This window comes from Massilia sp. UMI-21 (assembly GCA_015277795.1).
GTDB lineage: Bacteria > Pseudomonadota > Gammaproteobacteria > Burkholderiales > Burkholderiaceae_D > Telluria.
This window is the reverse complement of the sequence record CP063848.1, coordinates 2,261,222-2,287,594: the sequence shown is the minus strand read 5'-3', so window position 1 is coordinate 2,287,594 and position 26,373 is coordinate 2,261,222. Positions and strand designations below refer to the sequence as shown.

Here is a 26,373-nt window from a genome sequence, read left to right as displayed (position 1 = left end):
TAGGCTACGAGGGAAACGGATGAGAAGCCGCATGCTCCGCCGCCGCCGCTCCGGCGCAGGCGCGCGCAGGAAATATCGGCGATCAGGCCGGCATTTCCCGGCAATATCCGTTTTCATGATGTCAATTCATCGGAATTCCCAGCGGAAAGAAATTTGTAACGAGCTGGACATAGTCCTTGACTGACGCGAGCATGACTACGTACACTGCTCCACTTGACCAGTACATCCGTTCTCGGATGCAACATTGGAAAGCGATGCACGACATGATCCGCAAGACCGTAGCGACTGCCGCGCTGGCACTGCTGGCCACCTCCCCGCTCACCGCCCCGCTCGCCCACGCGATGGACGACGCGGCATCGGCAGGCGCTCCGGCGTCGACCGTCCCTGCGCTCGCCAACGCGCTCAATGCCCGCCCTGCCGCGCCCCTGGCGCCGGGCCTGCTGAAAGCGGACGACTACAGGGAAACCGATGTCTGGGGCCGCATCCGCAGCGGTTATGCGATCCCCGACCTCGACAACAGCCTGGTCAGCCGCCACACCCGGGCCTACAGCGCCCATCCGGACAGCCTCAAGCGCATCTCCGGCCGTGCCTCGCCTTATCTCTTCCATATTGTCCAGGAACTCGAGAAGCGCGGCATGCCGACCGAACTGGCCCTGCTGCCGGTCATCGAATCCGCCTTCAACCCGCAAGCCCTGTCGACCGCCAACGCGGCCGGCCTGTGGCAGTTCGTGCCGGGCACCGGCAAGGACTACGACCTGAAGCAGAACATGTTCAAGGACGAGCGCCGCGGCGTGCTGGCGTCGACCGACGCGGCCCTGAGCTACCTGCAGCGCCTGTACACCATGTTCGGCGACTGGCAGCTGGCCCTGGCGGCCTATAACTGGGGCGAAGGCAACATCCAGCGCATCGTCAAGCACAACCAGGCGCTCGGCAAGCCGACCGACTTCGACAGCCTGGCCGAACTCATGCCGCTCGAGACCCGCAACTACGTGCCGAAGCTGCAGGCGGTCAAGAACATCGTCGCCAATCCGGCCCAGTACAACGTGGCCCTGCCGGCGATCGACAACCAGCCCTACTTCACCGCCATCGACAAGACCAGCGACATCGATGTCGCCGTCGCCGCCCAGCTGGCCGAGATGTCGCTCGACGAATTCAAGGCGCTCAATCCGCAATTCAAGAAGCCGGTCATCATCGGTGGCGAGAAGACCAAGATCCTGCTGCCGAAGGCGAATGCCGAGAAATTCCAGCTGAACCTGGCCCAGTGGGGTCGCGAACTGTCGAGCTGGACCACGCACAAGATCACCAAGGCGCGCACCAGCATCACTGCGCTGGCATCGAAATTCGGCACCACCCCGGAAGTCATCCGCCAGGCCAACAACATCCCGGCACGGTCGACCGTCAAGGCCGGCTCGACCATCCTGGTGCCGAAGGCGTCCGCCTCGCAGGCCGGCGACATCGCCGAGAACATCATCGACAATGCGGTGCTGGCCTTCGAGGCAGAACGCAGTCCGCGCGTGAAGGCCTCGGCCTCGCGCTACAAATCGAAGGCGCGCTCCTCGCGCAAGCGCATTGCGCGCAACACCTCTGCCAAGCGCAAGCATCGTTGATCCACATCAAGGCCGGCGCTTAGGCCGGCCTTAAACGCCTCCTTTTCCCGGCCGCATCACCTTGCGGTCGCGTGCAGACTTTTTCAAACTCCTGTATAGTGTCGTTTGTGCGCTGCAATAGAACGTCCAACACAGACCGGACGCAGCAGTTCACCGTACTACAACAAGCAGCATCGCAAGCCTTGGCGACAAACGGTCGCCCTCCTTAAAAAGCCCTCCCGCCCTGCGTGTCAGCATCCAGACACCGTCCCGGCGCAAAGCTTTTGTGCCGAAATTTCTTTCATTTCTGAGTCATTTCGTAGTGTTGGTTCGCGTTGCTATTTTGCGCTCGTCATCTTGACACGCGCGATCATGATTTAATTCCGAAAGTAAAAGTACACATGAGTTTTGAAGCACTAGGTTTACACGCGTCGCTCGTCAAGGCAGTTGCCACCGCCGGCTATACCAAGCCGACCCCGGTGCAGGAGCAGGCCATCCCCGCCGGCATCGCCGGCCGTGACCTGCTGGTGTCCTCGCAGACCGGCTCGGGCAAGACCGCGGCATTCATGCTGCCGGCCCTGCACAAGCTGGCCAATGCGGAACCGGCTGCGCAATCCCGCACCCCTGCGCAGAACGCCCAGTCGGCGCGCGCCCGCGGCGAACGCGTCCGTTTCACCCCGGCCCAGCCGAAAATGCTGGTCCTGACCCCGACCCGCGAGCTGGCACTGCAGGTGACCACCGCGACCGAACAATATACTTCCGACATGCGCCGCATCCGCGCCGTGTCGATCCTGGGCGGCATGCCCTATCCGAAGCAGATGCAACTGCTGTCGAAGAACCCGGAAATCCTGGTGGCGACCCCGGGCCGCCTGATCGACCACATGGAGTCGGGCAAGATCGACTTCTCGCAGCTCGAGATCCTGGTGCTGGACGAAGCCGACCGCATGCTGGACATGGGTTTCATCGAAGACATCGAGAAGATCGTCGCCGCCACGCCGGAAACCCGCCAGACCATGCTGTTCTCGGCCACGCTGGACGGCGTGGTGGGCAACATGGCGCGCCGCATCACCCGCAACCCGCAGACGATCCAGATCCTGAGCGCGGCCAACCGCCACGAGAACATCGTCCAGAAGGTGCACTTCGTCGACGACCTGTCGCACAAGAACCGCCTGCTCGACCACCTGCTGCGTGACGAAAGCATGGACCAGGCCGTGGTGTTCACCGCGACCAAGCGCGATGCCGACATGATCGCCGACCGCCTGAACATCGCCGGCTTCGCGGCCGCCGCCCTGCACGGCGACATGCACCAGGGCGCGCGCAACCGCACCCTGGACAGCATGCGCCGCGGCCAGGTGCGCGTGCTGGTGGCGACCGACGTCGCCGCCCGCGGCATCGACGTGCCGACCATCACCCACGTGGTGAACTACGACCTGCCGAAGTTCCCCGAGGACTACGTGCACCGCATCGGCCGTACCGGCCGCGCAGGCCGCAACGGCCTGGCGATCTCGCTGGTGAACCACGCCGAAGGCATGAACGTCAAGCGCATCGAACGCTTCACCAAGCAGTCGATCCCGGTCGACGTGGTGGAAGGCTTCGAGCCGAAGCGTAGCGCCCCGACCCGTTCGGCCAGCCGTCCGGGCTGGAAGCCGGGCGACGGCCGCAATGCCGCCAAGCCGGGCCAGCGCAGCTTCGCCAAGCCGGGCTACGGCGCGCCGCGCGAAGGCGGCTATGCCGACCGCGCACCACGCGAAGCCGGCTACGCGCGCCCTGCCGAAAGCCGCTATGCAGACCGCGGCCCGGATACCCGTGGCCCGCGTGAAGGCTACGGCGCCCCGCGCACCGGCGGCTACGGCGACCGTCCGCAGCGTGAAGGCGGCTTCCGCCGTGACGCGGCCCCGCGCGAAGGCGCGCCGGCAGGCGCTCCGGATAGCCGGACCTCGCGCGAAGGCGGCTACCGTGGCAACCGCCCGGAAGGCGCCCGCCGTGAAGGCGGCTACGCCAAGTCGGCGCACCCGCGCTCGGCCGACGGCGTTCGCCGCAGCTTCGGCGAATACTGATCGTTGAAGTCTGATCGGCATAGGGGACGGCCCTGAGGGCCGCTCCCCTGCCACACCACCCGGCATGCGGGTCCGCACCGGGCGGTTCGAGTAGTTGAGGTCAAGACAGGCGAGGTACACCGAGTCGGTCGAAATAGCCGATAGTCATCACTGTTTTGAGTAACCTATCGCTGTTGTGCCACCAGCGGCGGCTGTTCGCCGCTACGTGCCTCGCTGCCGACGGCCAAGCCCCAAGTTTAAGGAGCTCCCGATACATGGTGCTTCCGCGCTTCCAGTGCTTGAGCTGGATAGCCCGCAGCCTGTGCCGCAACCATTCATCGAGTCCGCGCCATACCTTTGGGGTTTGCGCCAACTGGAAGTACCCTTTCCAACCCAGCATATAGGAACGAAGTCCCTGCACCACATCCGGCATGCTACGCCCACCAGATCGGCGGGTTAGCTCCCTGATGCGTTGTTTAAACGCTTGCAACGGCTTTTCCGCCACCTTGCGTTTGACTTCGCCCCCACGCCCCACCCACAGGCTGTAGCCGAGGAACTTGCGGCCAAAGACGCTGGCCACGGCGCTCTTGCCTTCGTTGACCACGAGGTGCAGTCTGGCATAGCAGCGCCGCAGCAGCCTCATCACCCGCTGGCCCGCACGCACGCTACGAACATAGACGTTCGCGTCGTCGGCGTAGCGCGCAAAGCGATGGCCGCGCCGTTCCAGTTCCTTGTCCACTTCATCGAGCATGACGTTGGCAAGCAGCGGACTCAATGGACCGCCTTGCGGCGTTCCTTCGTTCCGTTCCTGTACTACACCATGCTCCATGATGCCGCTGTTCAGATAGGCACGGACCAGCCGGATCACTCCAGCGTCGTCGATGCGTTTCTTCAAGCGGTCGATCAGGATGTCATGGTTGACCCGGTCGAAGAACTTCGACAGGTCCACGTCCACCACGATTCTCAGCCCGGACTGGACGTATGCCTGAGCGGCTAATACCGCATCCTGCGCACGCCTGCCCGGTCGGAAGCCGTAGCTATGCTCGCTGAAAGTGGGATCAAGGATCGGTTGCACCACCTGTAATAGTGCTTGCTGGATCAGCCGATCCGTCACCGTCGGGATGCCAAGCTCGCGCTCGCCACCGTCGGGCTTCGGAATCGTCACCCGACGTACCGGACTGGGCCGGTACGTCCCTGCCAACAGTTGTTCTCGTATGTGAGGCCACTCGGTTGCCAGCAGACGCGAGGTCTGGTCAATGTCCAGTCCATCCACGCCAGCCGCTCCCTTGTTGGCACGCACACGCTTGAACGCCCGCCGCAGGTTCTCTGTCGTCAGCGCCGCTTGCAGCAACGCTGACCCCGTGCCTCCGGTTGCATGCCGCGGGCAGAACGCTTCGTCGCTGAAAGCATCGAGCATGGCTTCACCTTGCCCTACGGCTTCCCGCCCCGCGTTTGCGGGCATCTGACGCTGTGCCTTCTGCATCGACATATCGGATTCACTCCTACTCGTTCGGTCCTTCGTCGGCGGAGTCGAGCCTTCCCAGCGCTACCTCCAACTACTATGACCTCTGCTGAGACCCCGCTCCGATTTTTTTTTCGTCGCCCTTTCAGGCACAAGGCGGGGCGTCCCCAGGTAAGGGCCGCACTCCTTCATCACACAACCGCCGCATCTACGCCACCTCTCCTTGACCACAAGAGCTTTGCGGTTCATGGCCCGCTCGCCCTGATCGGCAACGCCTTCTATGCGATTCGTGTTCCTCGGCTCATGATTTACGATCCACGCTTCCTTCCCACACTCGGTTACCCTCATGCAGTTGCGCTTCACTTCGCTCACTGTGGTCAGCTCGCGGCAGGACTTTCACCCGCAGGAGTGCGCCCATGCTGGGCGCACCATGAAGAATGGCTGCCCTCGGGCAGCCATTTTTTTCGTCTGCCGGGAGCGCACAGCCCCGGCTATAATCGCAGGCCAGCGTTTTCTGGAGACCCGCCGGTGCGCAAGCACATCCTCATCGTCAGCCCCGCCACCGCCCGCGAGAACAACGGCAACTGGCAAACCGCGAGCCGCTGGGCGCGCTTCTTGCGCAGCGCTTATCGCGTGGACGTGGCGGGCGACTGGACGCGCCCGGACCAGGCGCCGGACCTCATGATCGCCCTGCATGCGCGCCGCTCGGCGGCCGCGCTTGCCGCATTCACGCACGCCCATCCCGACCGGCCATCGGTGCTGGTCCTGACCGGCACCGACCTCTATCGCGACATCGCCAAGGACCCGCAGGCGCGTGCCTCGCTCGAGCGCGCCGATGCGCTGGTGCTGCTGCAGCCGGCCGGCCTGGCCCTGCTGCCGCCGCGGCTGCACCCGAAGGCGCGCGTCATCTACCAGTCGGCCCCCAGCCTGCGCGCCCACGTCCGCGGGGCGGCGCCGCGCCATGCCGACATCTGCATGATCGGCCACCTGCGCGACGAGAAAGACCCGCTCACCTACCTCCACGCCGCCGCCCTGGTCACCCACCCTGCGGCGCGGCTGCTGCACATCGGCGGCGCGCTCGATCCCATGCTGGGCCAGGCCGCGATGCAAGCGCAGGCGGCCAATCCGCGCTACCGCTGGCTCGGCGCCCTGCCCCACGCGGCCGCGCGCCAGCGCCTCAAGCGTTGCCGCGCGATGGCGATCACCTCGCGCATGGAGGGCGGCGCCAACGTCATCATCGAAGCGGTTACCAGCGGCGTGCCGGTGCTGGCATCCGATATCGGCGGCAACCGCGGCATGCTGGGCGAGGACTACGCCGGCTACTTTCCCGCGGGCGACGCCGCCGCGCTGGCCCGGCTGATCGACCGGATGATCGGCGACGCCGCCTTCGACGACCTGCTGCGGCGCCAGTGCGCGGCCCGCGCCGCCCTGTTCGCCCCAAGCGTGGAGCAAGCGGCGCTGCGCGACATGGTGGATAATCTTTTTCTTTCCGCGCCCCGCGCGGCCCGACACTGAAGGAACCTATCGATGAGCACGACGAACGACCAACCCATCAAACTCACCTCGTTCTCGCACGGCGGCGGCTGCGGCTGCAAGATCGCGCCGGGGGTGCTGGCCGAAATCCTGAACAAGTCGACCGGCTTCCCGGTGCCGAAAGAGCTGATGGTCGGCATCGAGACCGCCGACGACGCCGCCGTCTACAAGCTCAACGACGAGCAGGCCCTGATCGCCACCACCGACTTCTTCATGCCGATCGTCGACGACCCCTTCGACTTCGGCCGCATCGCCGCCACCAATGCGATCTCGGACGTGTATGCGATGGGCGGCACGCCGATCATGGCACTGGCCCTGGTCGGCATGCCGGTCAACAAGCTGCCGCTCGAGACCATCGGCCAGATCATCCGCGGCGGCGAATCCGTGTGCGCCGACGCCGGCATTCCGATCGCCGGCGGTCATACCATCGATTCGGTCGAGCCGATCTACGGCCTGGTGGTGATGGGCCTGGTGCATCCGTCGAAGGTCAAGCGCAATGCGGACGCCCGCGCCGGCGACCTGCTGGTGCTCGGCAAGCCGCTCGGCGTGGGCGTGCTGTCGGCGGCGCTGAAGAAGGATGCGCTGGGCGAGGAAGGCTATGCGGCGATGATCGCCAACACCACCAAGCTGAACAAGCCGGGACGCCTGCTGGCCGAAATGCCGGGCGTGCATGCGCTGACCGACGTTACCGGCTTCGGCCTGCTCGGCCACCTGCTGGAACTGGCGCGCGGCGCGCGCCTGACGGCCACGCTCGAGATGGACAAGGTGCCGCTGCTGCCGGGCGTGCTGCAACTGGCGCAGGACGGCTTCTTCACCGGCGCCTCCGGGCGCAACTGGGACGCCTACGGCCAGGAGGTGGCACTGGGCGCCGCCATCACACCGGCCCAGCGCGCCCTGCTGACCGACCCGCAGACCTCCGGCGGCCTGCTGGTCTCGTGCGACCCGGCGAGCGTGGACGAGGTGCTGGGGCTGTTCGCCCGCGAAGGCTTCGGCGAGGCGGCGGTGATCGGGCGCATGGAAGCGGGCGCGCCCGGCGTGAAGGTCGGCTGAAGTTCGGCAGAACCTGTCGCTTGAGTGCCGGCTGGCGGCCCGCCAGCGGTGTCAGCCCGGCTGGAACAGCCCGGGATCGCCGGCCGGATTGGTGCTGTCGGGATCGACATCCAGCGTGCAGCCGTCCAGCGCGATGGTTTTCGGCAGCGCCTGGATCAGGTCGTAGCGCAGGGCCTGGGCAAAGGCTTTCGATCCGGCGAAGCCGGTCGATTGCGACAGCCAGGTGCAGTCGGCCTGCCCGCGCTCGAGCAGGTAGCCGCAGCACATGCCCGATCCGTAGACGCCGATGCGGTAGCCGCAGCCCAGGGCCGAGGTGACCCCGGCGAAGTAATCGGCCACCGGACCGTCGAGGTCGGCCTGGGACGGGTCGTAGTCGACCGCGAAATAAATGCTCGACCCGGCCGGCTGCCCGACCGCGCGCGCCAGCGCCAGCGCACCGGCGCCGTCGGCCTGGCCCTGGGCGCGGCTGAAGTAGCCGGCGTGGGTGCCGGCGCTTTCCCAGACCGCCCCCAGGCGCAGTCCGGCCGCCGCCAGGGCCCGCGCTTCGACCGGTCCCAGGTTCTTCGCCGTATTGTGGCTGTAGTAGCGCATCACGAAATCGATCCCCTGCGCGCGCAAGGCCTGCGCATGGCGGGTCAGTTGCAGCGCGGTGTCGAAGCCTGTCTGTGCGCTCGTTGGCGTGGCCATCTCTCCCCTCCCTCGATGACGATCGATGCCGGTTTATGCGTGCGGCGCAGGGATCGATTGCTGCGTGTTTTGCTGCTGGGGCTGCCCGCCGGCCATGATCGGCTTCATGGTCATGTTATCGCCGAACATCTTGAGCAGCATCTTGATGCCTTCCGGGATCGGCTGCTGTTCGGCCTTCACCTCGACGTGGTACTTGGCATCGTTGCTCTTCTGGTAGGTCTGCTTGTCCGAATTCGACTGCGAGGAGTCGTGCGAGACCGAGCCCTTGACCTCGACCGAGAAGCAGCCCCAGCCCGCCTTGGCGTCGAAGGAGCCCTGTTCCTGGGTCTTGGACGAGGTTTCGGCATCGGTCTCGTGGGTGTAGCTCGACTTGACCTCCATGTCGAAGGCGATGTCGACCGAGGTCACCGCCAGCGAGGGGATCGGCACCATGGTGATGATCGGGAAATCGACGTTCAGGTGCGAATCGGCCGTGCTCACCTTGCCGTCGGCCGCGATCACCGGCTGGCTCTGGCCCATGGCGATGCTGGCGGTGATCGGGGTGTAGGTGATCTGGCCGTTGGCGTCCTTGGTCTGGTTGAAGCCGGTGTTCAGGATGTACTGGGTCTGGGTCATCGCCAGGCCCTGCTGGGCACTGGCCGCCGCCTGCAGCGGGCCGCCGATCAGCGAGTCCATCGGCAAGCCGGAGAACTGCTGGGCCATGCTTACCAGGCCGCCATCGATGCTGTCTGCCATTCTCTTCTCCTTCTGGGTTGGATGCGGGATGCAGCATCCCGCGGGGTGGAAGCCGGGGCGCGCCCTCAGGTGGGAAGCTGCGCGTTCAGGACTTTTTCGTAGGCGCCGACCAGGCGGGCGTAGCCCGGCGGCAGGTCGGCGGCATGCACGACGATCTTCACTTCGGCGCTATGCGGCCCCTTGTGGCCGAGCTTGACGGTGATGTCGGGCGGCAGGTCGGCCTCGCCGCGCGCCTCGGCGTCGGACAGTGGCGGCGCCAGCGAAAAGTCGAGCGTGGTCAGGAGCTCGACGCGCTCGATCACGTGGCTACGCAGCGGCAGCAGGGTAATCAGGGGAACATGCACGTCGCGCCGCTCGATCGACACCTTGCCGTTGCGGCTGGCCTCGTGCGGGACCTGCATGACGACGCTGCGCGCCTCCCATTGGCCGTCGGGGAATTGCAGGTCGGCCTTCTGCCCCGGCGCGGGCACGAAGTACTGCGCCAGTTCCTCCATGTGCTGCTCGGAGACGCTGCGGTGCGCGTCGACGACCGCGCGCTTGACGCCGGCCAGCAGGCCGCCCAGCTTGATCGACATGGGTCGGTTCCTCCAGGATCAGCGCAGGCGGCGCTGCGGGCCGGACAGCTCGGCCAGGCCGTCGATGTGCAGGTGGCCGAGGCGGAAGCCCTCGGCTTCAGGGGTCCAGGCGGCCACCTCGCCGCCAGCGCCGGCCGGAGCCCGGACCTGCGCCTGTTTGCGCAAGGACAGTGCGACCGCGCTCAGCGCCAGCAGCACGAGCAGCACGACGACCAGCGCCAGCGCGACCGGCAGGGGAAGGACGAGGGCGACAGTTTGGCTCATGGCATCTCCCAATAAGTTTGTTCTCGCACCCGATTGAGCTAGCCCAAACGTCTGCGCAAGACCTTACTGTGCCATTGCTTTCCAGATATAAATTGACAAACCGCAAGTACGGAACGGTACCAGCATTTTCCTAGGCTCTGTCAGCGTTAACTATGGATGAGGGCTGAACTGCTGAGCATCTCCCTGGTCGAACACCTGTCTCCATCGACAGGAAGCGGCCGTGAAAACACCCAGCTTCAGGAAGTGGTTCGCGCGGCTGCCCGCGCTGAACGGGGCGCAGCGCCAACAAACACTGGCGGCATTGCATCCGGCCGCAGGGCTGGACCGGATCGTCGCCCTCATCGAGCAGATCCGCGCACCCCAACGCGCGTGTCCGCGCTGCGCCTGCACGCGCTGCTACCGGCACGGCCATGCCAATGGCCTGCAGCGCTACCGCTGCCGGGAATGCGGCCGCAGCTTCAACGACCTGAGCGGCACGCCTTTTGCGCGGCTGCGGCTGCGCGAAAAATGGCTCGACTACCTGGACGCATTGATCGGGGCCAAATCGGTGCGCCGCGCCGCCCTTGATGTCGGCGTGCATCGCAACACCGCGTTTCGCTGGCGCCACCGCTTCGTCGACCGGGTCAAGCACGACCAACCAGAGCAACTGAGCGGCATCGTCGAGGCCGATGAAATGTTCATCCTGGAATCGCAAAAGGGCGCGCGCAAGCTGGACCGGGCGCCGAGAAAGCGTGGCGGCGCGGCGCGCAAACGCGGCATCTCGAACGAGCTCGACTGCATCCTGGTGGCACGCGACCGCGCCAGGCAGACCATCGGCGCATTGGTCGGGCGCGGGGCCTTGAAGACGGCGCACCTGGAACGCCACCTGCTGCCCAGGCTCGACCGGCAAGCACTCCTGGTCAGCGACGCCAACGCTGCCTACCGGGCGTTTTCACGCAAACATGGGATCGCCCACCAGGCGGTGAACTTGCGCGCCGGCGTGCGCGTGCGCCGTGACGCTGGCAACGCCCTCCACGTCCAGAACGTCAACGCTTTCCATCAGCGTCTGCGCGACTGGCTGGCCCGCTTTCGCGGCGTGGCATCGCGCTACCTGCCGAATTACCTCGGCTGGCACCGGGTGCTCGACCGCGCGCAGGTAATTGCTGCGGAACAGTTCTTACGCATCGCAATCGGGGTCATCAATAGATAAAGGTAACAGCGCCTTTTCCTACCGGCGCTTTCCTACCGACGTTTTCGTACCCGCTTGGTCAGGCCGGCGGATCCGTGTGCAGCGGCTCGGCCGGCCGCTCGGTCAGGCCATGCCCGACGCGCTCGTATTCGGCGATCACCTGGGCGCCCAGCAGCAGCAGCGTGGCAGCGATCTCGAGGCTGAACATCACCACGATTGCGGTCGTCATCGAACCATAGACGACGTTCACCTGCGACAGGGTCGAGAAGTACCAGACCAGCACATGGCGCGCCATCTCCCATAGCAGCGCCGCGCTGATGCCGCCGACCAGCGCGTGCCACAGCGACAGGCGCCCGACCGGCATCACCAGGTAGATCGAGGTCAGCACCAGGATCTCGCCGCACAGCCCGAGCAGGTAGAGCAGCGCGCCGGACACGCCGCCCAGCGACCACTGGTAGCCGAACAGCCAGACGCTTTCGCGGCCCAGCACTTCCAGCGTGCCCGCCACCAGGGTCACGATCATGACCCCCAGTCCCAGCGCCAGGATGTAGCAGTACGGAAGCACCGCCGACACCAGGAAATGGCGGCGCCGCACCGCTACCCGGTGCACGAAGATCACGCTCATCGCGTTCTCCAGCACCGTGAAGGCCAGCGAACTGAAAAACAGCATCGTGACCGCCAGCAGCCAGGTGATCAGCTCGCGGTTCTCGAGGAAATGCGCCACCTCGGCCACGATCGGCTGGGTCTGTCCCGGCACCAGTAGCCCGATATAGCGCTGCAGGGTGTCGAGCAGTTCGGCCTGGTCAATGAAGTGCGACAGCGCCACCACCACCAGCATCAGGAAAGGCACGATCGACAGCAGCGCGTAGTAGGCGACCGCGCCCGCCAGCAACAGGCCCTGGTTGGCACGGAACGCCCGGATCACCTGCAGGAAGAAGGCCAGCGGATGGGCCAGGATCCAGGCGTTCGCGCGCTGGTCCAGCAGGCGCTCGCGCCAGCTCCTGCGACGACTCATCGCGCCAGCCTGATCCCGGTGAACTGCCAGCGCGCCCCGGACGGAAAGAAGTTGCGGTAGCTGGCGCGCGCATGGCCCTCGGGCGTGGCGCAGGATGAACCGCGCAGCACGTACTGGTTGACCATGAACTTGCCGTTGTACTCGCCGATGGCGCCCGCGGCGGGCGCATAGCCGGGGTAAGGCGCGTAGCTGCTGCTAGTCCACTGCCAGCAGGCCCCGAACATCTGCAGCAGGCCCTCGCCGTCGGCTGCGGCCGGATGCAGGGCGCCGCCGGCCAGCGTCGCCTGGCGCGCGGCGAACTCCCACTCGGCCTCGGTCGGCAGGCGCAGGCCGGGCTGGCGGGTGGCGCGCCAGCGCGCATACGCGTCCGCTTCGTACAGCGAGACGTGGGTGACCGGACGCGCCAGGTCGAGCGCCTGTACGCCGTGCAGCGTGAATTCGCGCCAGGCGCCGCCTTCGCCGGCGATCCAGTACAGCGGATGCGTGATCTCGCCGCTGCACACGCGGTCCCAGCCCTCGGCCAGCCACAGCGCCGGGTCGCGGTAGCCGCCCGCGTCGATGAATTCCAGGTACTCGCCGTTGGTGACCAGGCGCGAGGCCAGTTCGAAGGGGGCGACGTAGGTACGGTGGCGCGGCAACTCGTTGTCGAAGCAAAAGCCGCTGCCGTCGTAGCCGATTTCGGCCAGGCCGCCGTCGAACGCGATCCATGCGGCCGGCTCCGGCGCCACCCCCGCGTCCATCGCTTGCGGCGCATAGGCCGGGTACAGGGAATTCTGGGCCAGCAGGTGCTTGACGTCGGTCAGCATCAGTTCCTGGTGCTGCTGCTCGTGCTGCAGGCCCAGCTCCAGCAGGCCGGCCACGGCAGCTTCGGCGCCGGCCGCCAGCAGGCGGGCGATGCGGCGGTCGACGTCCGCGCGGTAGGCCAGCACGTCGTCGAGCGACGGGCGGGTGAGCAGGCCGCGCTGGGGACGCGGATGCTTGGCGCCAATGCCGTTGTAGTAGGAATTGAACAGCATCCGGAAAGCCGGGTGGAAAGGACTGAAGCCTGCCTCATGCGCCTCGAGGATGAAGGTCTCGAAGAACCAGGTGGTGTGCGCCAGGTGCCACTTGACCGGACTGGCGTCGGGCATCGACTGGGCACAGCAATCCTCGCTCGACAAGGGCGCGGCGATCTCGAGCGAGCGCCGGCGTACCCGGTCGTAGGCATGCAGGAGGTCTTCGCGCTGCCCGATGCCCATCAGCCGACCGCCTGTGCGTGGATCACCGCGAACCAGCGCTGCGGGTCGGTCCACACGCGCGTGGCCTCGAACCCGGAACGCTCCAGCAGCGCGATGGCATCGGCCTGCTGGTACTTGTAGCTGTTCTCGGTGTGGATGCGATCGCCCGGCTCGAACACGCGCGAACAGGCCTGCTCGCCGCAACGCCAGTGCACCTCCTGGCGGCGCACCGCTTCCAGGTGCATCTCGACGCGGCCGCGTTCCGGGTTGTAGAAACCGTGGTGGCGCCAGGCGCGGATGTCGAAATCGGCATCGACCAGGTGGTTCACGTGGCGCAGCAGGTTCAGGTTGAAGGCGGCGGTGACGCCGAGCGCGTCGTCGTAGGCGGCATCGAGGGTGGCCTTGTCCTTGGCCAGGTCGACGCCGATCAGCACGCCGCCGTCGGGCCCGCACTGGGCGCGCAGGCGCTGCAGGAAGGCGCCGGCCTCGTCCGGCGTGAAGTTGCCGATCGATGAGCCGGGATAGAAGAACAGGCGGCGCTCGGCCCGTACCCGGGGCGGCAGCTCGAAGCGGCTGGAAAAGTCCATGCCCAGCGCTTCCATGTCGATGTGCGGGAAGCGCAGGCGCAGGCGCTCGAGCGCCTCGTACAGGAACTCGGCCGAGATGTCGACCGCCACGTACTGGGCGGGGGCCAGCAAGGGGAACAGCGCAGCAGCCTTGGCGCAGTTGCCCGCACCCAGGTCGACCAGGGTGGTGCCGCTGCCGGCCACGCGCGCGATCTCGGCGCCGTGGCGCGCGAAGATGGCCGCCTCGGTGCGCGTCGGATAGTACTCGGGCAGCTCGCAGATGGCTTCGAACAGCCGGGAGCCGAGCGCGTCGTACAGGAACTTCGGTGAGATCCAGGCGTCTTGCGCCTGGAGCCCCGTGTGCAGTTCGTCCGCCACATGGGCGTTGACGGCGCGCGGGCGGTCTTCCGTGCAGGAGATGTGCATAAGCGTTATCATTCGTGCCGCCACGCCGCGCCGTGCGGCCTGGCTTGGTTGCCAAGCTTGTATTCCCGGACCTGATCGACCGGACCTGAGTTGCCGTTTTTGCCATCATAGCGGAATTCGGCCATTTGCCGTTTCCGCCTGGCGTGCGGGCACGACGACCCCGGTTCAGCGTGTCCGCTTTGTTTCCGCTATTTAACTCCAGTCACTAACAAGAAAGACGCCATGACCCTGTTCTCGCCTTCGCGTATGTTGAAAACCATGTTCGCTGCCACCTTGTCGGCCGGCCTGATGTTCGCTGCCGGCGGCGCCGCTGCCCAGAATACCCCCGGCGTGCTGCGCGTCTCGGCAATTCCCGACGAAGCCCCGACCGAACTGCAGCGCAAGTTCAAGCCGCTGGGCGACTACCTGGCCAAGGCGACCGGCCTGAAGGTCGAGTTCACCCCGGTGACCGACTACGCGGCCTCGGTCGAAGGCCTGATCAACCGCAAGATCGACATGGTCTGGTTCGGCGGCTTCACCTTCGTGCAGGCGGACGTACGCAGCAAGGGCCAGGTGACCCCGCTGGTGCAGCGCGCCGAGGACGAGAAGTTCCGCTCGGTGTTCATCACCACCAACCCGTCGATCAACAAGCTGGAAGACCTGAAGGGCAAGACCCTGTCCTTCGGTTCGGAATCCTCGACCTCGGGCCACCTGATGCCGCGCTCCTACCTGCTGGCGGCCAAGATTGACCCGGATACCGATCTCAAGCGCATCGCCTTCTCGGGCGCGCATGACGCCACCGTGGCCGCGGTCGCGGGCGGCAAGGTCGATGCCGGCGCCCTCAACATCTCGGTGTGGGACAAGCTGATCGAGGCCAAGAAGGTGGATCCGAAGGTGGTGCGGGTGTTCTACACCACGCCGGGCTACTACGACTACAACTGGACCGTGCGCAGCGACATGAACCCGGCCCTGCAGAAGAAAATCACCGACGCTTTCCTGGCGCTGGACCCGTCCACCCCGGAAGGCAAGCAGATCCTGGAACTGCAGCGCGCCACCAAGTTCATCCCGACCAAGGCGGCGAACTACCGCGCCATCGAAGCGGCGGCGCGCAATGCCGGCCTGCTGAAGTAGTCAAGAGGGCAGCGGACGCGATGACTTTTCGCCTCGAGAAACTGACGGTACGGCATCTGGCGGCGGCGCGCGACACCGCGCCCGCCCTCTCCGCCCTCGACCTGGTCGTCGCACCCGGCGAGCAGCTGGCCCTGATCGGCCCCTCGGGCGCCGGCAAGACCACCCTGCTCGCCACCCTCGCCTGTGCCCACCGTCCGGCCCAGGGCGATTTTTCGGTCTTCGGGCAAGACCCGTGGGCCTTGCCGCAGGCGGCCCGCCACCGGCTGCGCGCGCGCCTGTTCCTGGCGCCGCAGACGCCGCCGCTGCCGCCGCGCCAGCGCGTGGTGACCGCGGTGCTGGCCGCGCGCCTGCCCCACATGAGCCTGTGGCAGGCCTTCGCCTCGCTGGTGCGCCCGAGCGACCCGGATGCCGCGCACGCCGCCCTGGCGCGCTTCGGCCTGGGCGACAAGCTGTATGCGCGCGTCGACCGCCTGTCCGGCGGCGAGCGCCAGCGCTGCGGCCTGGCGCGCCTGCTGCTCTCCAGCGCCGAAGCCCTGCTGGTCGACGAACCGATCTCCGCGCTCGACCCGGCGCTGGCCCGGCATACCCTGGCCACCCTGCAGCAGGAGGCGGGCAGCCGCAATGCCGCCCTGGTGTGCAGCCTGCACCAGGTCGAGATGGCGCGCGCCCACTTTCCGCGCCTGGTCGGCCTGCGCGCCGGACGCATCGTGTTCGACGCCCCGACCGGCGCGGTCAGCGACGCCATGATCGCGGCCCTGTACGAGAACGACGCGGTGCAATCCGCTTCGCGGCCTCCGCACGAATCGCCCGACCGCATCGCCGTCGGCGCCTGCTTCTGATGACCCGCGCGCTGCATCCCGATCCGGCCTGGCGCGGCCGAGTCGGCGCCACGCTGGTCTGCCTGCTGCTGCTGTGGCCGATGCTGACGGCGAGCGAATTCAAGCCCTGGCTGCTGTTCGACCCGCAAAGCCTGTCGGCGGCGGCGATGTTCCTGTCCGACTTCCTGCGCCCCGAGTTCGGGGCCGAATTCCTGGCGCTGGTGCTGCGCGAGACCTGGCAGACGGTGGCGATCGCCACCGCCGGCCTGAGCCTGGCGCTGCTGGGCGCCGTTCCCGCCACCATGCTCATCAGCGAGCGGCTGTCGATCTCGCGCCTCGGCACCGGGCGCATGCGCCCGGTTGCCGCCCTGGCGCGCCAACTGCTGCGCTGGGTGCTGGTGCTGCTGCGCAGCGTCCCGGAACTGGTGTGGGCGCTGCTGTTCGTGCGCATCGTCGGGCTGGGCCCCACCGCCGGCGTGCTGGCGATCGCCCTGACCTATTCCGGCATGCTGGCCAAGGTGTACGCCGAAATCCTGGAGTCCTCGAGCGCGCACGCGCTCGAGTCGCTGCTGGCCAACGGCAGCGGGCGCCTGCCGGCCCTGCTGTACGGCGCCCTGCCCGAATCCAGCGCCGAACTGGTGTCCTACACCGTCTACCGCTGGGAGTGCGCGATCCGCGGCTCGGCGGTGATGGGCTTCGTGGGCGCCGGCGGCCTCGGCCAGCGCATGGAGGAGTCCACCCGCATGATGGCGGGCGGCGAGGTATCCACCATCCTGATCGTGTTCGTGCTGCTGGTGGCGCTGGCCGACCTGGTCTCGAAACTGCTGCGCCGGAGGCTGGGATGAAGCCGGCGCCGTCTTCGCTGCCGCCGCCGCCGCCGCGCGCCACCGGCACCCTGGTGCTGCTGGGCGCGCTGCTGGTGCTGGTGGCGGCCAGCTTCGCCTCGCTGCCGCTGCAGTGGGCCGCCTTCTTCACGCCCGAGGCGGTGAGCTCGATGACCGAATTCCTGGCCGGCTTCACGCCGCCCGAGACCGGTCCGGCCTTCCTGTCGAAAACCTTCGTCGCCCTGTGGGAGACCCTGGCCATGTCGCTGGTGGGGACCCTGCTCGCGGTGGCCGGCGGCATGGCGCTGGCGCTGCCGGCGGCCGGGCGCCTGGGCGCGGTCCTGCGCGGCGCGGTCCGCATCGTGCTGAACGTCCTGCGCTCGATTCCGGAACTGGTATGGGCCGCGCTGCTGCTGGTCGCGGCCGGCCTCGGTCCGTTCGCCGGCACCCTGGCGCTGGCCGCGCACACCAGCGGGGTGCTGGGCCGCCTGTTCGCCGATGCCCTGGAAAACGTCGAGCCGCTGCCGGAAGCGAGCCTGCGCACCAACGGCGCCGCGCCCTTGGCGGCCTTCCTGTACGCGACCTTGCCGCAGGCCCTGCCGCAAATGCTGTCTTATACCCTGTACCGCTGGGAGAACAACATCCGCGCCGCCGCTGTGCTGGGCGTGGTGGGCGCCGGCGGCCTCGGCCAGATGCTGAAATACCATCTGTCGCTGTTCCAGATGCAGCGCGCGGCCACGGTCGTGATCGCGATGCTGCTGCTGGTGGCGGCGGTGGACGCGCTCAGCTTCGCGCTGCGCCGCGTACTGACCCGCTGAAGACCCCGCCCAAGACCACGCTGAAGATCAGATAACCGGCCGCCAAAGGAAACCATGCTCGTCCTCGACAACCTGACCAAGACCTACGGCGGGCGCAGCGTCCTGTCCGGGCTGTCGCACAGCTTCCGCGCCGGCGAATTCGTCGCCATCATGGGCGAGTCGGGGGTCGGCAAGTCGACCTTGCTGAACATCATCGCCGGCCTGGACACGCCGGACGGCGGCCAGGTGATCGTGGACGGCACGCCGATGTCGACCCTCGACGACACGGCCGCCACGCGCCTGCGCCGCACCCGCATGGGCTTCATCTTCCAGGCCTTCCACGTGCTGCCGCACCTGACGCTGCGCCAGAACGTGGCGCTGCCGCTGCTGCTCAACCGCAGCCCCGATACCCGCGCCGACGAGATGCTGGACGCCGTCGGCCTCGGCGGGCGCGGCAATGATTTCCCGCGCCAGCTCTCCGGCGGCGAACTGCAGCGGGTGGCGATCGCGCGGGCCCTGGTGCACCGCCCCGCCCTGCTGCTGGCCGACGAACCGACCGGCAACCTCGATCCCGAGACCGCCCAGGGCATCCTGTCCCTGCTGCGCCGCGAGACCCGCCTGAGCGGCGCCGGCGCCATCATGGTCACCCACTCCCACGCCGCGGCCGCCATGGCCGACCAGATCCTGCTATTGACACGTTCCGGATTGAAATTAGCTTAAATTCCAGGAAGAAAGACCGCTGTTACAGCACGTTACGCTCTATTCGTGAATCGCGCATGACACAATCGTAGTAATATCACAACGACCCGCCACAAATAGCCGATCACAACAGGCAGGGCTTATTTCCAGAACAGTCGATCCGTCCCGAATCCATGTTTACATATTCGGAGAAGCAACATGAGCGTACGACAGAAAAAACAGGAAATGCTCGCCGCGATGCACCGGGCTCGCGCCCTGGAACCGTCGAGCTTCGTGCCCAATAAACTGCTCGACACCCTGATCGAGCGCATGCAACTCAAGAACGATGCCGAGCTGTGCCGCGTGCTCGAGGTGCAGCCGCCGATCATCAGCAAGATTCGCCACCGCAAGCTCAACGTCGGTGCGACGATACTGCTGCGCATGCACGAGAAATCGAACATCCCGATCCGCGAACTGAAGGAACTGACCAGCGCCTCGATCCACTAGCGTCCGATCATTCCCCCGATGGCTGCGCCGCATCGCCGCGCCCCACATAGACCGTGGGGCGCGGGAAGCGCTACGGTGCAGCCGGAGGCCGCCCGGTCTTGAGCTGGGGCAGCGCTGCCAGCACCGACTTGAGGGTGGCGATGTCGACCTGGCCCAGCAGGGCCACGCCGATGCGCAGCAGTTCGCTCTTCTTGACATCGATGCCGGCGCGCAGGCAGGCCTGCTTGACGTCGGCAAGCACGGCGTATTCCTGCTCGGGCATGGTGAAACTGTCGCGCACCAGTGCCGGCCGGGCGGCGGCGGCGTCGCGCACCGGAAGCGCCGCGGCGGGCGCCTTGCGCGCGGCGCGCTTCGGCGCGGGCGCGGCCAGCGACTTCGCCGCCGCCTTCACGGCTGACTTGACGGCCGGTTTGGCGGTCGTGGGTGGCGCCGACCTGGCGGCCCCTGCCGGCTTGGGAATGGCCGGCTTCCTTGCGGACTTCGCCGCGGGCTTGGGCGCGGGCTTGAGCGCGGGCTTGAGTGCGACTCTTGCCGGGGCGGCCGCGGTGCGCGCGCTCCCCTTCGCTGCCGCCGTCACGGCAGCCGACTTCCTGGGCATGACTGGCTCCATCGTTCAACAAGCTAAACAATATAGTCGATTTACGCCACGACTGCCAACATGGTCCTGTTGAACGCGCAGCCGGCCGCGCTGCGAATGCCGCTCAGCCTGCATCCTGCCCGGCCAGTTCGTCCGCGTCGGCGAATTCCTGGGCGATGCGCCGGAATTCCGCTTCCAGCGCGAAGAAGGCGTCCAGCACGTCCGGATCGAAGTGGGTGCCGCGTCCCTGCGCCATGATCTCGAGCGACTGGGCGTGGGTGAAGGGCGGCTTGTACACGCGGCGCGAGATCAGCGCGTCGTAGACGTCGGCCACCGCCATCAGGCGCGCCGACAGCGGGATCGCCTCGCCGCTCAGGTTTTCCGGATAGCCGCTGCCGTCCCATTTCTCCTGGTGCGAATGGGCGATCTCGCGCGCGAACATCAGGAAGCTGTTGCTGCCGCCCAGGTGCTTCTCGGCCAGCATGATGGTGTCGCGCCCATAGGCCGCGTGCAGCTTCATCACCTCGAACTCCTCGGGGTCGAGCTTGCCCTGGTGCTGCAGGATGCGGTCGGGGATCGCGACCTTGCCGATGTCGTGCAGCGGCGCCGACCTGGTCATCAATTCGATGTTCTCGTCGCTCAGGCTGGCGGCAAAGCGCGGATGGCTGCGCAGCTTCATGGCCAGCGCCCGCATGTAGTGCTGGGTGCGGCGGATGTGGTTGGCCCCGCCGCCCTCGCCCGCCTCGCCGTCGCGGGTCTCGGCCATCGCGCCCATCGCCAGGATCAGCGCTTCCTGCATCAGCAGCAGCTGCGCGGTGCGCTGCCGCGCCATGCGCTCCAGGTGCTGGTTGTGCTCCGCCAGCTGCTTGCGCGCCGCGCGCAGGGTCAGGTGGGTCGAGACGCGCGCGAACAGGATCGGCGGGTGGCCACCTTGGTGTGGTACTTGTCTTTCAGCAGGCGCGACAGCAGCATGATGTTGTCGGGCGTGTCGTCGACGATCAGGACCGTCGGCCGGTACGGCTGTGCCTGCGCCTTGTCCTTGAGGGCATTCATAGGTGTTCCGCAATGGGGGGAGAAGCGCCCCGGGACTGGCTCAGCACCAGGCGCGCCTCTTCGAATTCGTAACGCGACAGGTGCGCCTCGAGGCGCGCCAGCGCGCCGGGGCCGAGCAGGCGGCCCAGCGCGGCGCGCACCGTGTCGAAATAATCGGTGGCCTCGCCCGAGAACTCGGCCAGCAAGCCCTCCAGCTGGACCGCCGCCATGTGGGCATCCCGGGCATCCCGGGCATCCTGGGCGTCATCGGCATCGGCCGCGCCGCCGGCCGGCGCTAGCGCCGCAGGCACCTCGGGGGCGTTGGCGAAGTAGCAGTCCAGCGCGTCCATCAGGTCGGTGATGGCGCGCTCGAGCGCGGACACGCTGCGGTCGAGCGCGGCCAGGTCGGGCGCCGGGCGCCCGACCTCCTGCTCGATCTCCTGCGACAGCGACTGCAGTTCGCGGGCGCCGATGTTGCCGGCCACGCCGCGCAGCGAATGGGTCCGGCTGGCCACCTCGCGCAGGCGCCCGCCATCGAGGTCGCTGCGGATGCTGCAGCCGGCGTCGCGCTGCGACGCGCGGAAGCGGTCCAGCAGCTCGACGTAGAGCGCGCTGTTGCCGCCCACGTTGCGCAGGCCGAAGCTGGAATCGATGCCGGCCAGGCCCGGCAGCGGCGCCAGGCTGGCCTGCGCGGCGCGCGCGGGCATTGCCTTGCCCATCCAGCGCGCCAGCGTGGCGGTCAGTTTTTCCGGATCGACCGGCTTGGTGATGTAGTCCTGCATGCCTTCGTCCAGGCAGCGCTCGCGGATCTCGGACAGGGCGTGCGCGGTCATCGCGACGATCGGCAGCTCGTCGAAGCGCGGGTCCTTGCGCAGTTCCACCGTCGCCGCATGGCCGTCGAGCTGGGGCATCTCGAGGTCCATCAGCACCAGGCGATAGGCGCCCGGTCCGCCCGCATGCAGCTCGTCCAGCGCCTGGTGGCCGGTCGAGGCCACGTCGACGTCCACGCCCTGGGCCTCGAGCAGTTCGCGTGCGATCTGCTGGTTGACCAGGTTGTCCTCCACCACCAGCACGCGCGCGCCTTGCTGGCAGGTGCGCGCCACCCCGGCGCCGGCGATGCCGGCCGGGGCGGCAGTGAACAGGCCGGACAGGGTATTCGACAGGGCGGACTGCACGAAGGGCTTGAACAGGAAGCCGTTCACGCCCGCCGCTTCGGCCCGGGCCTGGACGTCCTCGCGCCCGAAGGCGGTCACCAGCACGGTGAGCGGCGGCGCGCTCAGCGCGCGGTTGGCGCTAATGCGGCGCACCAGTTCGATGCCGTCCATGCGCGGCATGCTGCAGTCGGTGAGCACCAGGCGGTACGGCATGCCGGCGGCGTCGGCGGCGATGATCGCGCCTTCGGCATGGCGCGCATCGGACGCGCACTCCACCCGCAGCGGCAGCGCCGCCAGCGCCTCGCGCAGGATGGCGCGCGCCAGCGCGCTGTCGTCCACCACCAGCACCCGCGCGCCGTCGAGTTCGGGCGGCGCCGCCGGCGCCGATTCCGGCTCGCCCGAAAGCGCGAAGTCGAGGTCGAAGTGGAAGGTGGAACCGGCGCCGGGGGCGCTGTCGATCGCGATCCGCCCGCCCATCAGGCCCACCAGCTGCTGCGAGATCGACAGCCCGAGACCGGTGCCGCCGTACTCGCGCGTGGTCGAGCCGTTGGCCTGGCTGAAGGCGCGGAACAGCTTGGCCTGCTGCTCGTCGCCGATGCCGATGCCGGTGTCGCGCACCGCGAAGCGCAGCTTCACCCTGCCCGGCTCCGTTCCTTTCAGCGGGATGCACGACAGCTGCAATTCGCCCGCAGGCGTGAACTTGACCGCGTTGTTGACCAGGTTGATCAGGACCTGGCCGAGGCGCAGCGGATCGCCGACCAGCTTGCGCGGCACCGCGTGCGGCACGTGGAACAGGTATTCGAGGCGCTTGTCGGCGGCGCGCTGGCTGGTCACGCTGGCCACGTTGCACAACACCTCGTCGAGGCAGAACGGCACCTGCTCGACGTCCAGCTTGCCGGCCTCGATCTTGGAAAAGTCGAGGATGTCGTTGATGATCCCGAGCAGCGACAGCGCGGCGCGGTGAATCTTGCCGACGTAGTCCTGCTGCTTGGGATTGAGATCGGTGCGCAGCGCCAGGTAGGCCATGCCGATGATCGCGCTCATCGGGGTGCGGATCTCGTGGCTCATGTTGGCCAGGAACTCGGACTTGGCGACGTTGGCCGCTTCCGCGCGCAGGTTCGACTGCGTCAGTTCCTCGGTGCGGGCGGCGATCTTCTGCTCCAGGTCTTCGTTCAGCTCGCGCAGCTGCTGCTCGATGCGGCTCTTCTCGCGCAGCAGGCCATTGGTCACCTGCTCGGCCTGGCGCAGCCGGTTGAGGGTGTCGCGAAAGCTGCGCACCGCCGACGACAGGCGCCCGACCTGGTCGCGCCGGCCGATGCCGGACAGGCGGATGTCGGTCTCGCCGCGCGCCAGTTTTTCCAGGGCGTCCTGGATGTCGGCGAAAGGTTGCGACATGCGGCGCCCCACCACGAACACGCAGGCGACGATCGCCAGCGTCAGCAGGATGTTGGCGGCGGCGGTGTGGATGATCTGCTGGCGCAGGTCGCGGTCGATCTGCTCGCGCGAAAACGCCAGCTCGATGAGGCCGACCGAATAGGCGCGGGTGCCGTCGTTGTAGCTGATCCGACGGCGCACATGCAAAGCCGTTCCGCTGTCGTTGCGCTCGCCGGCGTTGCCGAGCGCGGCCAGCAGCGTGCCGTCCGGGGACAAAACGCGCAGGGTCTGTACCTCGGGCGTGGCGCCGAGCGCATCGACCACCGAGGACACGGCGGCGCTGTTGATGTCGAACAGCGGGCGCGCCAGCGCATGCGCCAATACGGTTGCCTGGCGCTCCATGCGCTCCTGCAGGCGCGCATCGGCATCCAGGCGCAGGGTGTGCAGGGTGTAAGTGGTGTAGACGCCGGTCGACAGCGCGACCGCCAGCACGATGCCGGCGCCGAGCCGGAACACGATGTTCTGGCGCCAGTTCTCGGCCAGGCGGCGCAGCAGGCTGCGGCGGCGGTTAATGGTTTCCTCCACGACGGTTGCCTCCATGATCGGGCTCCATCGCATCAAGCCTCAAGCTTGCCGCCCTGCTTGCCGCTGCGGCCGCGGAGTTGGCTGCCCAGCCGGCGCACGCCCAGTTCCTGCTGCTCGCGCTTGCGGTAGGCCGGGCTGGTGCGCACCTGCTCGACCGCCTCCCACAGGCGTGCGGCCAGCTGCGGCCGGCTGGCGACCAGGGCGCTCGAGAGCACCAGGAAATACGGTTTTTCGACCAGCGGCACCGGCAGCAGTTCGAGCCGCTTGCCGTAGGGCCCGCGCATCAGGCGCGCGGCGTCGCCGCCGCCGAGCGCGGCGCCGGCCAGGCGTCCCGCGATCAGCTTCTGCGCCAGCTCGTCGGCACGCTGGCTGCCCTCGTCGGTCGCGACACCCTGGGCGCGCAGGAAGTCGCCCACCGAATAGCCGAGCTGGAAGCCGATCCGTCCGTGCAGGTTGCGGAAGGCCTTGCCGTCCCAGTCGAGCCGGCTGCCGCGGCGCCGCACCAGCATGTAGGTATCGGTATGCATGCGCTTGGACGGGTCGGCGCGCGGCTCCGGCGCGCCCGCGGCCACGCCTGGATACGCCCCGAGCGCCATGCGTTCGCGGTTGAAGCTGACCGCGAACGCGCCGCCGACCTGGTTGGCCTTGAGCTGCTCGAGGCAACGCTTCCAGGGCATGCTCTGGTAGTCGAAGGTGACGCCGGTGCGCCTGGCCACCTCGGCCAGCAGTTCGAAGTTCAGCCCGCCGCCATCGAGCGTGCGCCAGGGACGCACTTCCTGGCGCTCGAAGCACAGGCCGATGTGCCCACGGGGACCGGCCAGGGCATGGACTTGCACCAGGCAACAAGCGGCCAACGCGGCCAACGCGGACAGGAGGAAGCGGCGCATGGAAACAGTGGGAGCATGGTTGATCGAACAACAGGAGTATGCCACCAGAAGTTTCTAAAAAACAGTAAAAAGAAGGACGCCATCCTGAAAACGACAGTCAGGCGCCGGCGCCGGCACGGCGGTGCAGGTCCCACAGCGCGCCCACCCGCAGGCCGGCGTGAACCGGCAGCACGTCGGCCACGCCACACTCTTCCATCAGCGCGACCAGCAGCGCCAGGCCGCCGGCCAGGTGCGGGGCACGCGCCGCGGCCGGCCAGGCCAGCCGCACCCGCGCCACGTGGCCGGCATCCAGGAACCGCGCGCGCAGGGCCTGCAGGCAGTCCCGGCCCAGGCGGCCGCCACCCAGGCCTTCCGCGTGCGCGATCTCGCTGAGTGCGCGCACGGTGCCGCAGGCGCCATAGGCGAGCGGCCAGCTGCGCCCGGCGAAGGCGGTGTCGGCGAAGCGGCTGCGCCCGGAGCGCACGGCGGCATCGAAGCCGGCCGCATCGATGCGGCCGTCGGCGAAGAAGCTCAGGCTCTGGCGCACCGCGCCGATCCGGAGCGACTCGATCCGTTCGATGGCGGCGCCCCGCCCCAGCACCAGTTCGGTCGAGGCGGCGCCGATATCGAGCACCAGGCGCTGCGGGTCGCCCGGCGCCGCCGCAGCATCGAGCGTGCTGGCCACGCCCAGGTAGACCAGGCGCCCGGCCTCGTCGCCGGCGATCGGTTCGATCGGCCGCCGCAGCGCCCCTTCGGCGGCGGGCAGGAATACCTCGGCATTGCGCGCCGTGCGGAACGCCGCGGTGGCGACCACCCGCACCGCCTGTGGACGCCAGGCCTCGAGCACCTGCGCGAATGTGCGCAGGCAGGCCAGCGCGCGCCGCATCGCCGCTTCGCACAGGCTGCCGTCCTCGTCGAAGGAAGCGGCCAGCGCGATCCGCTCGCATAGCGTCGCCTCCAGCACCAGCTCGTCGTGCTCGATGCGCCCGACATGCAGGCGGAAACTGTCGGAACCGAGTTCGACTGCGGCGTAGCGGGACAGGGCGGGAGGTGAAGGCATCATGGGGGGACTCCGGCGGCGACGATGCCGCAGGATACGTCGGCGATATGACCGGCATGTGACGCGACGGCGTGGCGCCGGTCGCGAAGCTGGGCTGCCTGCTACCCGGCTGGGCGGTGATCGGTGCCGGGCAGGCGCGCCGTGCCCTGGCGCGCGCGGATCAAGGTCTTGAGCTCGCGGACAAAGCGGTCGAGCGCGCTCGGTTCGGTACGGAAGTCGAGCGCCAGCTTGTTCCAGCTCTCGAAGCTGTGCTTCTCGTTCGACTCGATCGCCACGCTGCACACGCAATGCCCTGTCGCATCGAGGACGGACACCGTGACGCCCAGATAGGCATAGCTGTCCCGGCCGCCCGCCTCGAAGCCGACGGCCTGGCCGGCGACCAGCGCGAGCCCTTCCAGTGCGCCGGCCCATTGCTCCAGCGCGCGGTAGCTGGTGTACACCTGGGTGCTGCCGGCAAAGCCCCAGCTCGCGGCGTGGCCCTCGATGGTCAGCAGGCCATCGTCTTCAAGCAGCAGCTGAATCGTGAGCTGAAAGTCCATGGCAGTTGAAAGGCTGGTTGGCGTGATCGGAAACGGCTAGCTTGTCAGGGCCCGATGTGTCCTTCTCCGCCCGCCCGCGCCGCAGTGGGTTCGCCGGGCGCGGGCCGCCGCGTATCCACGACCAGCGTCCGT

The 26,373-nt window shown here is 67.8% G+C and carries 24 protein-coding genes and 1 pseudogene; 11 read left to right on the top strand and 14 right to left on the bottom strand.

The window, feature by feature from the left end:
* Window positions 1–341 precede the first annotated feature (341 nt).
* Together IM543_10130 and IM543_10125 are read left to right on the top strand one after the other, a co-directional pair.
* Window positions 342–1,607: a transglycosylase SLT domain-containing protein gene (locus IM543_10130; GenBank protein QOY96613.1), complete on the top strand. Its 1,266-nt coding sequence runs from the start codon at window positions 342–344 to the stop codon at window positions 1,605–1,607.
* A gap of 380 nt (window positions 1,608–1,987) precedes the next feature.
* Complete coding sequence (locus IM543_10125; protein ID QOY96147.1) at window positions 1,988–3,643, top strand: DEAD/DEAH box helicase; 1,656 nt, start codon at window positions 1,988–1,990, stop codon at window positions 3,641–3,643.
* 100 nt (window positions 3,644–3,743) lie between these two features.
* Here the strand turns inward: IM543_10125 and ltrA are convergent, their stop codons facing one another.
* Window positions 3,744–5,111 carry a group II intron reverse transcriptase/maturase gene (gene ltrA / locus IM543_10120; GenBank protein ID QOY96146.1) on the bottom strand — a complete coding sequence of 456 codons (1,368 nt, stop codon included), beginning with the start codon at window positions 5,109–5,111 and terminating at the stop codon, window positions 3,744–3,746.
* A 501-nt stretch (window positions 5,112–5,612) separates the two neighbouring features.
* Between ltrA and IM543_10115 the strand changes: the two genes are divergently transcribed.
* Together IM543_10115 and selD are read left to right on the top strand one after the other, a co-directional pair.
* A complete protein-coding gene (locus tag IM543_10115) occupies window positions 5,613–6,599 on the top strand; it encodes a TIGR04348 family glycosyltransferase (GenBank protein QOY96145.1) in 987 nt (328 codons plus the stop codon).
* 12 nt (window positions 6,600–6,611) lie between these two features.
* Window positions 6,612–7,667 carry a selenide, water dikinase SelD gene (selD, locus tag IM543_10110; GenBank protein ID QOY96144.1) on the top strand — a complete coding sequence of 352 codons (1,056 nt, stop codon included), beginning with the start codon at window positions 6,612–6,614 and terminating at the stop codon, window positions 7,665–7,667.
* 51 nt (window positions 7,668–7,718) lie between these two features.
* Here the strand turns inward: selD and IM543_10105 are convergent, their stop codons facing one another.
* From IM543_10105 to IM543_10090, 4 genes are all read right to left on the bottom strand, one after another.
* Window positions 7,719–8,354, bottom strand: a complete 636-nt coding sequence (locus IM543_10105; protein ID QOY96143.1) for a DUF1906 domain-containing protein — start codon at window positions 8,352–8,354, stop codon at window positions 7,719–7,721.
* Between the two features lie 33 nt (window positions 8,355–8,387).
* Complete coding sequence (locus tag IM543_10100) at window positions 8,388–9,089, bottom strand: DUF2589 domain-containing protein (GenBank protein QOY96142.1); 702 nt, start codon at window positions 9,087–9,089, stop codon at window positions 8,388–8,390.
* Window positions 9,090–9,154: 65 nt separating this feature from the next.
* Window positions 9,155–9,664 carry a DUF2589 domain-containing protein gene (locus IM543_10095; GenBank protein QOY96141.1) on the bottom strand — a complete coding sequence of 170 codons (510 nt, stop codon included), beginning with the start codon at window positions 9,662–9,664 and terminating at the stop codon, window positions 9,155–9,157.
* A gap of 18 nt (window positions 9,665–9,682) precedes the next feature.
* Complete coding sequence (locus IM543_10090; GenBank protein QOY96140.1) at window positions 9,683–9,928, bottom strand: hypothetical protein; 246 nt, start codon at window positions 9,926–9,928, stop codon at window positions 9,683–9,685.
* A gap of 220 nt (window positions 9,929–10,148) precedes the next feature.
* Here IM543_10090 and IM543_10085 point away from each other — a divergent pair, with 220 nt between their 5' ends.
* The gene (locus tag IM543_10085; protein QOY96139.1) at window positions 10,149–11,117 is read left to right on the top strand and encodes an IS1595 family transposase; all 969 of its coding nucleotides are present in this window, start codon (window positions 10,149–10,151) and stop codon (window positions 11,115–11,117) included.
* A 58-nt stretch (window positions 11,118–11,175) separates the two neighbouring features.
* Here the strand turns inward: IM543_10085 and IM543_10080 are convergent, their stop codons facing one another.
* Genes IM543_10080 through egtD form a run of 3 tightly spaced genes read right to left on the bottom strand, consistent with a single transcriptional unit; the run spans window position 11,176 to window position 14,332 of the window.
* The gene (locus IM543_10080; GenBank protein QOY96138.1) at window positions 11,176–12,111 is read right to left on the bottom strand and encodes a YihY/virulence factor BrkB family protein; all 936 of its coding nucleotides are present in this window, start codon (window positions 12,109–12,111) and stop codon (window positions 11,176–11,178) included.
* The gene (locus IM543_10075; protein QOY96137.1) at window positions 12,108–13,349 is read right to left on the bottom strand and encodes an ergothioneine biosynthesis protein EgtB; all 1,242 of its coding nucleotides are present in this window, start codon (window positions 13,347–13,349) and stop codon (window positions 12,108–12,110) included. Before IM543_10075 ends, IM543_10080 begins: the two co-directional genes overlap by 4 nt.
* On the bottom strand, window positions 13,349–14,332 hold the full coding sequence (gene egtD, locus IM543_10070; GenBank protein QOY96136.1) for an L-histidine N(alpha)-methyltransferase: 984 nt from the start codon (window positions 14,330–14,332) through the stop codon (window positions 13,349–13,351). Before egtD ends, IM543_10075 begins: the two co-directional genes overlap by 1 nt.
* Window positions 14,333–14,542: 210 nt before the next feature.
* Here egtD and IM543_10065 point away from each other — a divergent pair, with 210 nt between their 5' ends.
* The 6 genes from IM543_10065 to IM543_10040 all read left to right on the top strand — a co-directional run bounded on the left by IM543_10065 (window position 14,543) and on the right by IM543_10040 (window position 19,054).
* Window positions 14,543–15,430, top strand: a complete 888-nt coding sequence (locus tag IM543_10065) for a putative selenate ABC transporter substrate-binding protein (GenBank protein ID QOY96135.1) — start codon at window positions 14,543–14,545, stop codon at window positions 15,428–15,430.
* A 20-nt stretch (window positions 15,431–15,450) separates the two neighbouring features.
* On the top strand, window positions 15,451–16,269 hold the full coding sequence (locus IM543_10060; GenBank protein QOY96134.1) for an ATP-binding cassette domain-containing protein: 819 nt from the start codon (window positions 15,451–15,453) through the stop codon (window positions 16,267–16,269).
* On the top strand, window positions 16,269–17,093 hold the full coding sequence (locus tag IM543_10055; protein ID QOY96133.1) for an ABC transporter permease: 825 nt from the start codon (window positions 16,269–16,271) through the stop codon (window positions 17,091–17,093). Before IM543_10060 ends, IM543_10055 begins: the two co-directional genes overlap by 1 nt.
* Complete coding sequence (phnE, locus tag IM543_10050; GenBank protein ID QOY96132.1) at window positions 17,090–17,890, top strand: phosphonate ABC transporter, permease protein PhnE; 801 nt, start codon at window positions 17,090–17,092, stop codon at window positions 17,888–17,890. The genes IM543_10055 and phnE overlap by 4 nt, the downstream gene beginning before the upstream one ends.
* A 54-nt stretch (window positions 17,891–17,944) precedes the next feature.
* Window positions 17,945–18,589: an ABC transporter ATP-binding protein gene (locus tag IM543_10045; protein ID QOY96131.1), complete on the top strand. Its 645-nt coding sequence runs from the start codon at window positions 17,945–17,947 to the stop codon at window positions 18,587–18,589.
* A gap of 177 nt (window positions 18,590–18,766) precedes the next feature.
* Window positions 18,767–19,054: a hypothetical protein gene (locus IM543_10040; GenBank protein QOY96130.1), complete on the top strand. Its 288-nt coding sequence runs from the start codon at window positions 18,767–18,769 to the stop codon at window positions 19,052–19,054.
* Window positions 19,055–19,124: 70 nt separating this feature from the next.
* On the opposite strand, the gene IM543_10035 is transcribed toward IM543_10040, so the two are convergent.
* The 6 genes and pseudogenes from IM543_10035 to IM543_10010 form a co-directional block, all read right to left on the bottom strand.
* A complete protein-coding gene (locus IM543_10035; GenBank protein ID QOY96129.1) occupies window positions 19,125–19,664 on the bottom strand; it encodes a hypothetical protein in 540 nt (179 codons plus the stop codon).
* Between the two features lie 91 nt (window positions 19,665–19,755).
* Window positions 19,756–20,684 (bottom strand): annotated as a pseudogene (locus IM543_10030) (HD domain-containing protein).
* Window positions 20,681–23,791: a response regulator gene (locus IM543_10025; protein QOY96128.1), complete on the bottom strand. Its 3,111-nt coding sequence runs from the start codon at window positions 23,789–23,791 to the stop codon at window positions 20,681–20,683. Before IM543_10025 ends, IM543_10030 begins: the two are co-directional and overlap by 4 nt.
* A gap of 17 nt (window positions 23,792–23,808) precedes the next feature.
* Window positions 23,809–24,663, bottom strand: a complete 855-nt coding sequence (locus tag IM543_10020) for a transporter substrate-binding domain-containing protein (GenBank protein QOY96127.1) — start codon at window positions 24,661–24,663, stop codon at window positions 23,809–23,811.
* 97 nt (window positions 24,664–24,760) lie between these two features.
* Window positions 24,761–25,702 (bottom strand): hypothetical protein, encoded by a 942-nt coding sequence (locus tag IM543_10015; protein ID QOY96612.1) that lies wholly within the window; start codon window positions 25,700–25,702, stop codon window positions 24,761–24,763.
* Between the two features lie 101 nt (window positions 25,703–25,803).
* The gene (locus tag IM543_10010) at window positions 25,804–26,241 is read right to left on the bottom strand and encodes a hypothetical protein (protein ID QOY96126.1); all 438 of its coding nucleotides are present in this window, start codon (window positions 26,239–26,241) and stop codon (window positions 25,804–25,806) included.
* Between the last annotated feature and the right edge of the window lie 132 nt (window positions 26,242–26,373).

Coding starts and splice junctions, on each gene's coding strand:
- IM543_10130 (QOY96613.1), top strand. CDS start 342: ATGGACGACGCGGCATCGGCAGGCGCTCCGGCGTCGACCGTCCCTGCG.
- IM543_10125 (QOY96147.1), top strand. CDS start 1,988: ATGAGTTTTGAAGCACTAGGTTTACACGCGTCGCTCGTCAAGGCAGTT.
- ltrA (QOY96146.1), bottom strand. CDS start 5,111: ATGTCGATGCAGAAGGCACAGCGTCAGATGCCCGCAAACGCGGGGCGG.
- selD (QOY96144.1), top strand. CDS start 6,612: ATGAGCACGACGAACGACCAACCCATCAAACTCACCTCGTTCTCGCAC.
- IM543_10105 (QOY96143.1), bottom strand. CDS start 8,354: ATGGCCACGCCAACGAGCGCACAGACAGGCTTCGACACCGCGCTGCAA.
- IM543_10100 (QOY96142.1), bottom strand. CDS start 9,089: ATGGCAGACAGCATCGATGGCGGCCTGGTAAGCATGGCCCAGCAGTTC.
- IM543_10095 (QOY96141.1), bottom strand. CDS start 9,664: ATGTCGATCAAGCTGGGCGGCCTGCTGGCCGGCGTCAAGCGCGCGGTC.
- IM543_10090 (QOY96140.1), bottom strand. CDS start 9,928: ATGAGCCAAACTGTCGCCCTCGTCCTTCCCCTGCCGGTCGCGCTGGCG.
- IM543_10080 (QOY96138.1), bottom strand. CDS start 12,111: ATGAGTCGTCGCAGGAGCTGGCGCGAGCGCCTGCTGGACCAGCGCGCG.
- IM543_10075 (QOY96137.1), bottom strand. CDS start 13,349: ATGGGCATCGGGCAGCGCGAAGACCTCCTGCATGCCTACGACCGGGTA.
- egtD (QOY96136.1), bottom strand. CDS start 14,332: ATGATAACGCTTATGCACATCTCCTGCACGGAAGACCGCCCGCGCGCC.
- IM543_10065 (QOY96135.1), top strand. CDS start 14,543: ATGACCCTGTTCTCGCCTTCGCGTATGTTGAAAACCATGTTCGCTGCC.
- IM543_10060 (QOY96134.1), top strand. CDS start 15,451: ATGACTTTTCGCCTCGAGAAACTGACGGTACGGCATCTGGCGGCGGCG.
- IM543_10055 (QOY96133.1), top strand. CDS start 16,269: ATGACCCGCGCGCTGCATCCCGATCCGGCCTGGCGCGGCCGAGTCGGC.
- phnE (QOY96132.1), top strand. CDS start 17,090: ATGAAGCCGGCGCCGTCTTCGCTGCCGCCGCCGCCGCCGCGCGCCACC.
- IM543_10045 (QOY96131.1), top strand. CDS start 17,945: ATGCTCGTCCTCGACAACCTGACCAAGACCTACGGCGGGCGCAGCGTC.
- IM543_10040 (QOY96130.1), top strand. CDS start 18,767: ATGAGCGTACGACAGAAAAAACAGGAAATGCTCGCCGCGATGCACCGG.
- IM543_10035 (QOY96129.1), bottom strand. CDS start 19,664: ATGGAGCCAGTCATGCCCAGGAAGTCGGCTGCCGTGACGGCGGCAGCG.
- IM543_10025 (QOY96128.1), bottom strand. CDS start 23,791: ATGGAGGCAACCGTCGTGGAGGAAACCATTAACCGCCGCCGCAGCCTG.
- IM543_10020 (QOY96127.1), bottom strand. CDS start 24,663: ATGCGCCGCTTCCTCCTGTCCGCGTTGGCCGCGTTGGCCGCTTGTTGC.
- IM543_10015 (QOY96612.1), bottom strand. CDS start 25,702: ATGCCTTCACCTCCCGCCCTGTCCCGCTACGCCGCAGTCGAACTCGGT.
- IM543_10010 (QOY96126.1), bottom strand. CDS start 26,241: ATGGACTTTCAGCTCACGATTCAGCTGCTGCTTGAAGACGATGGCCTG.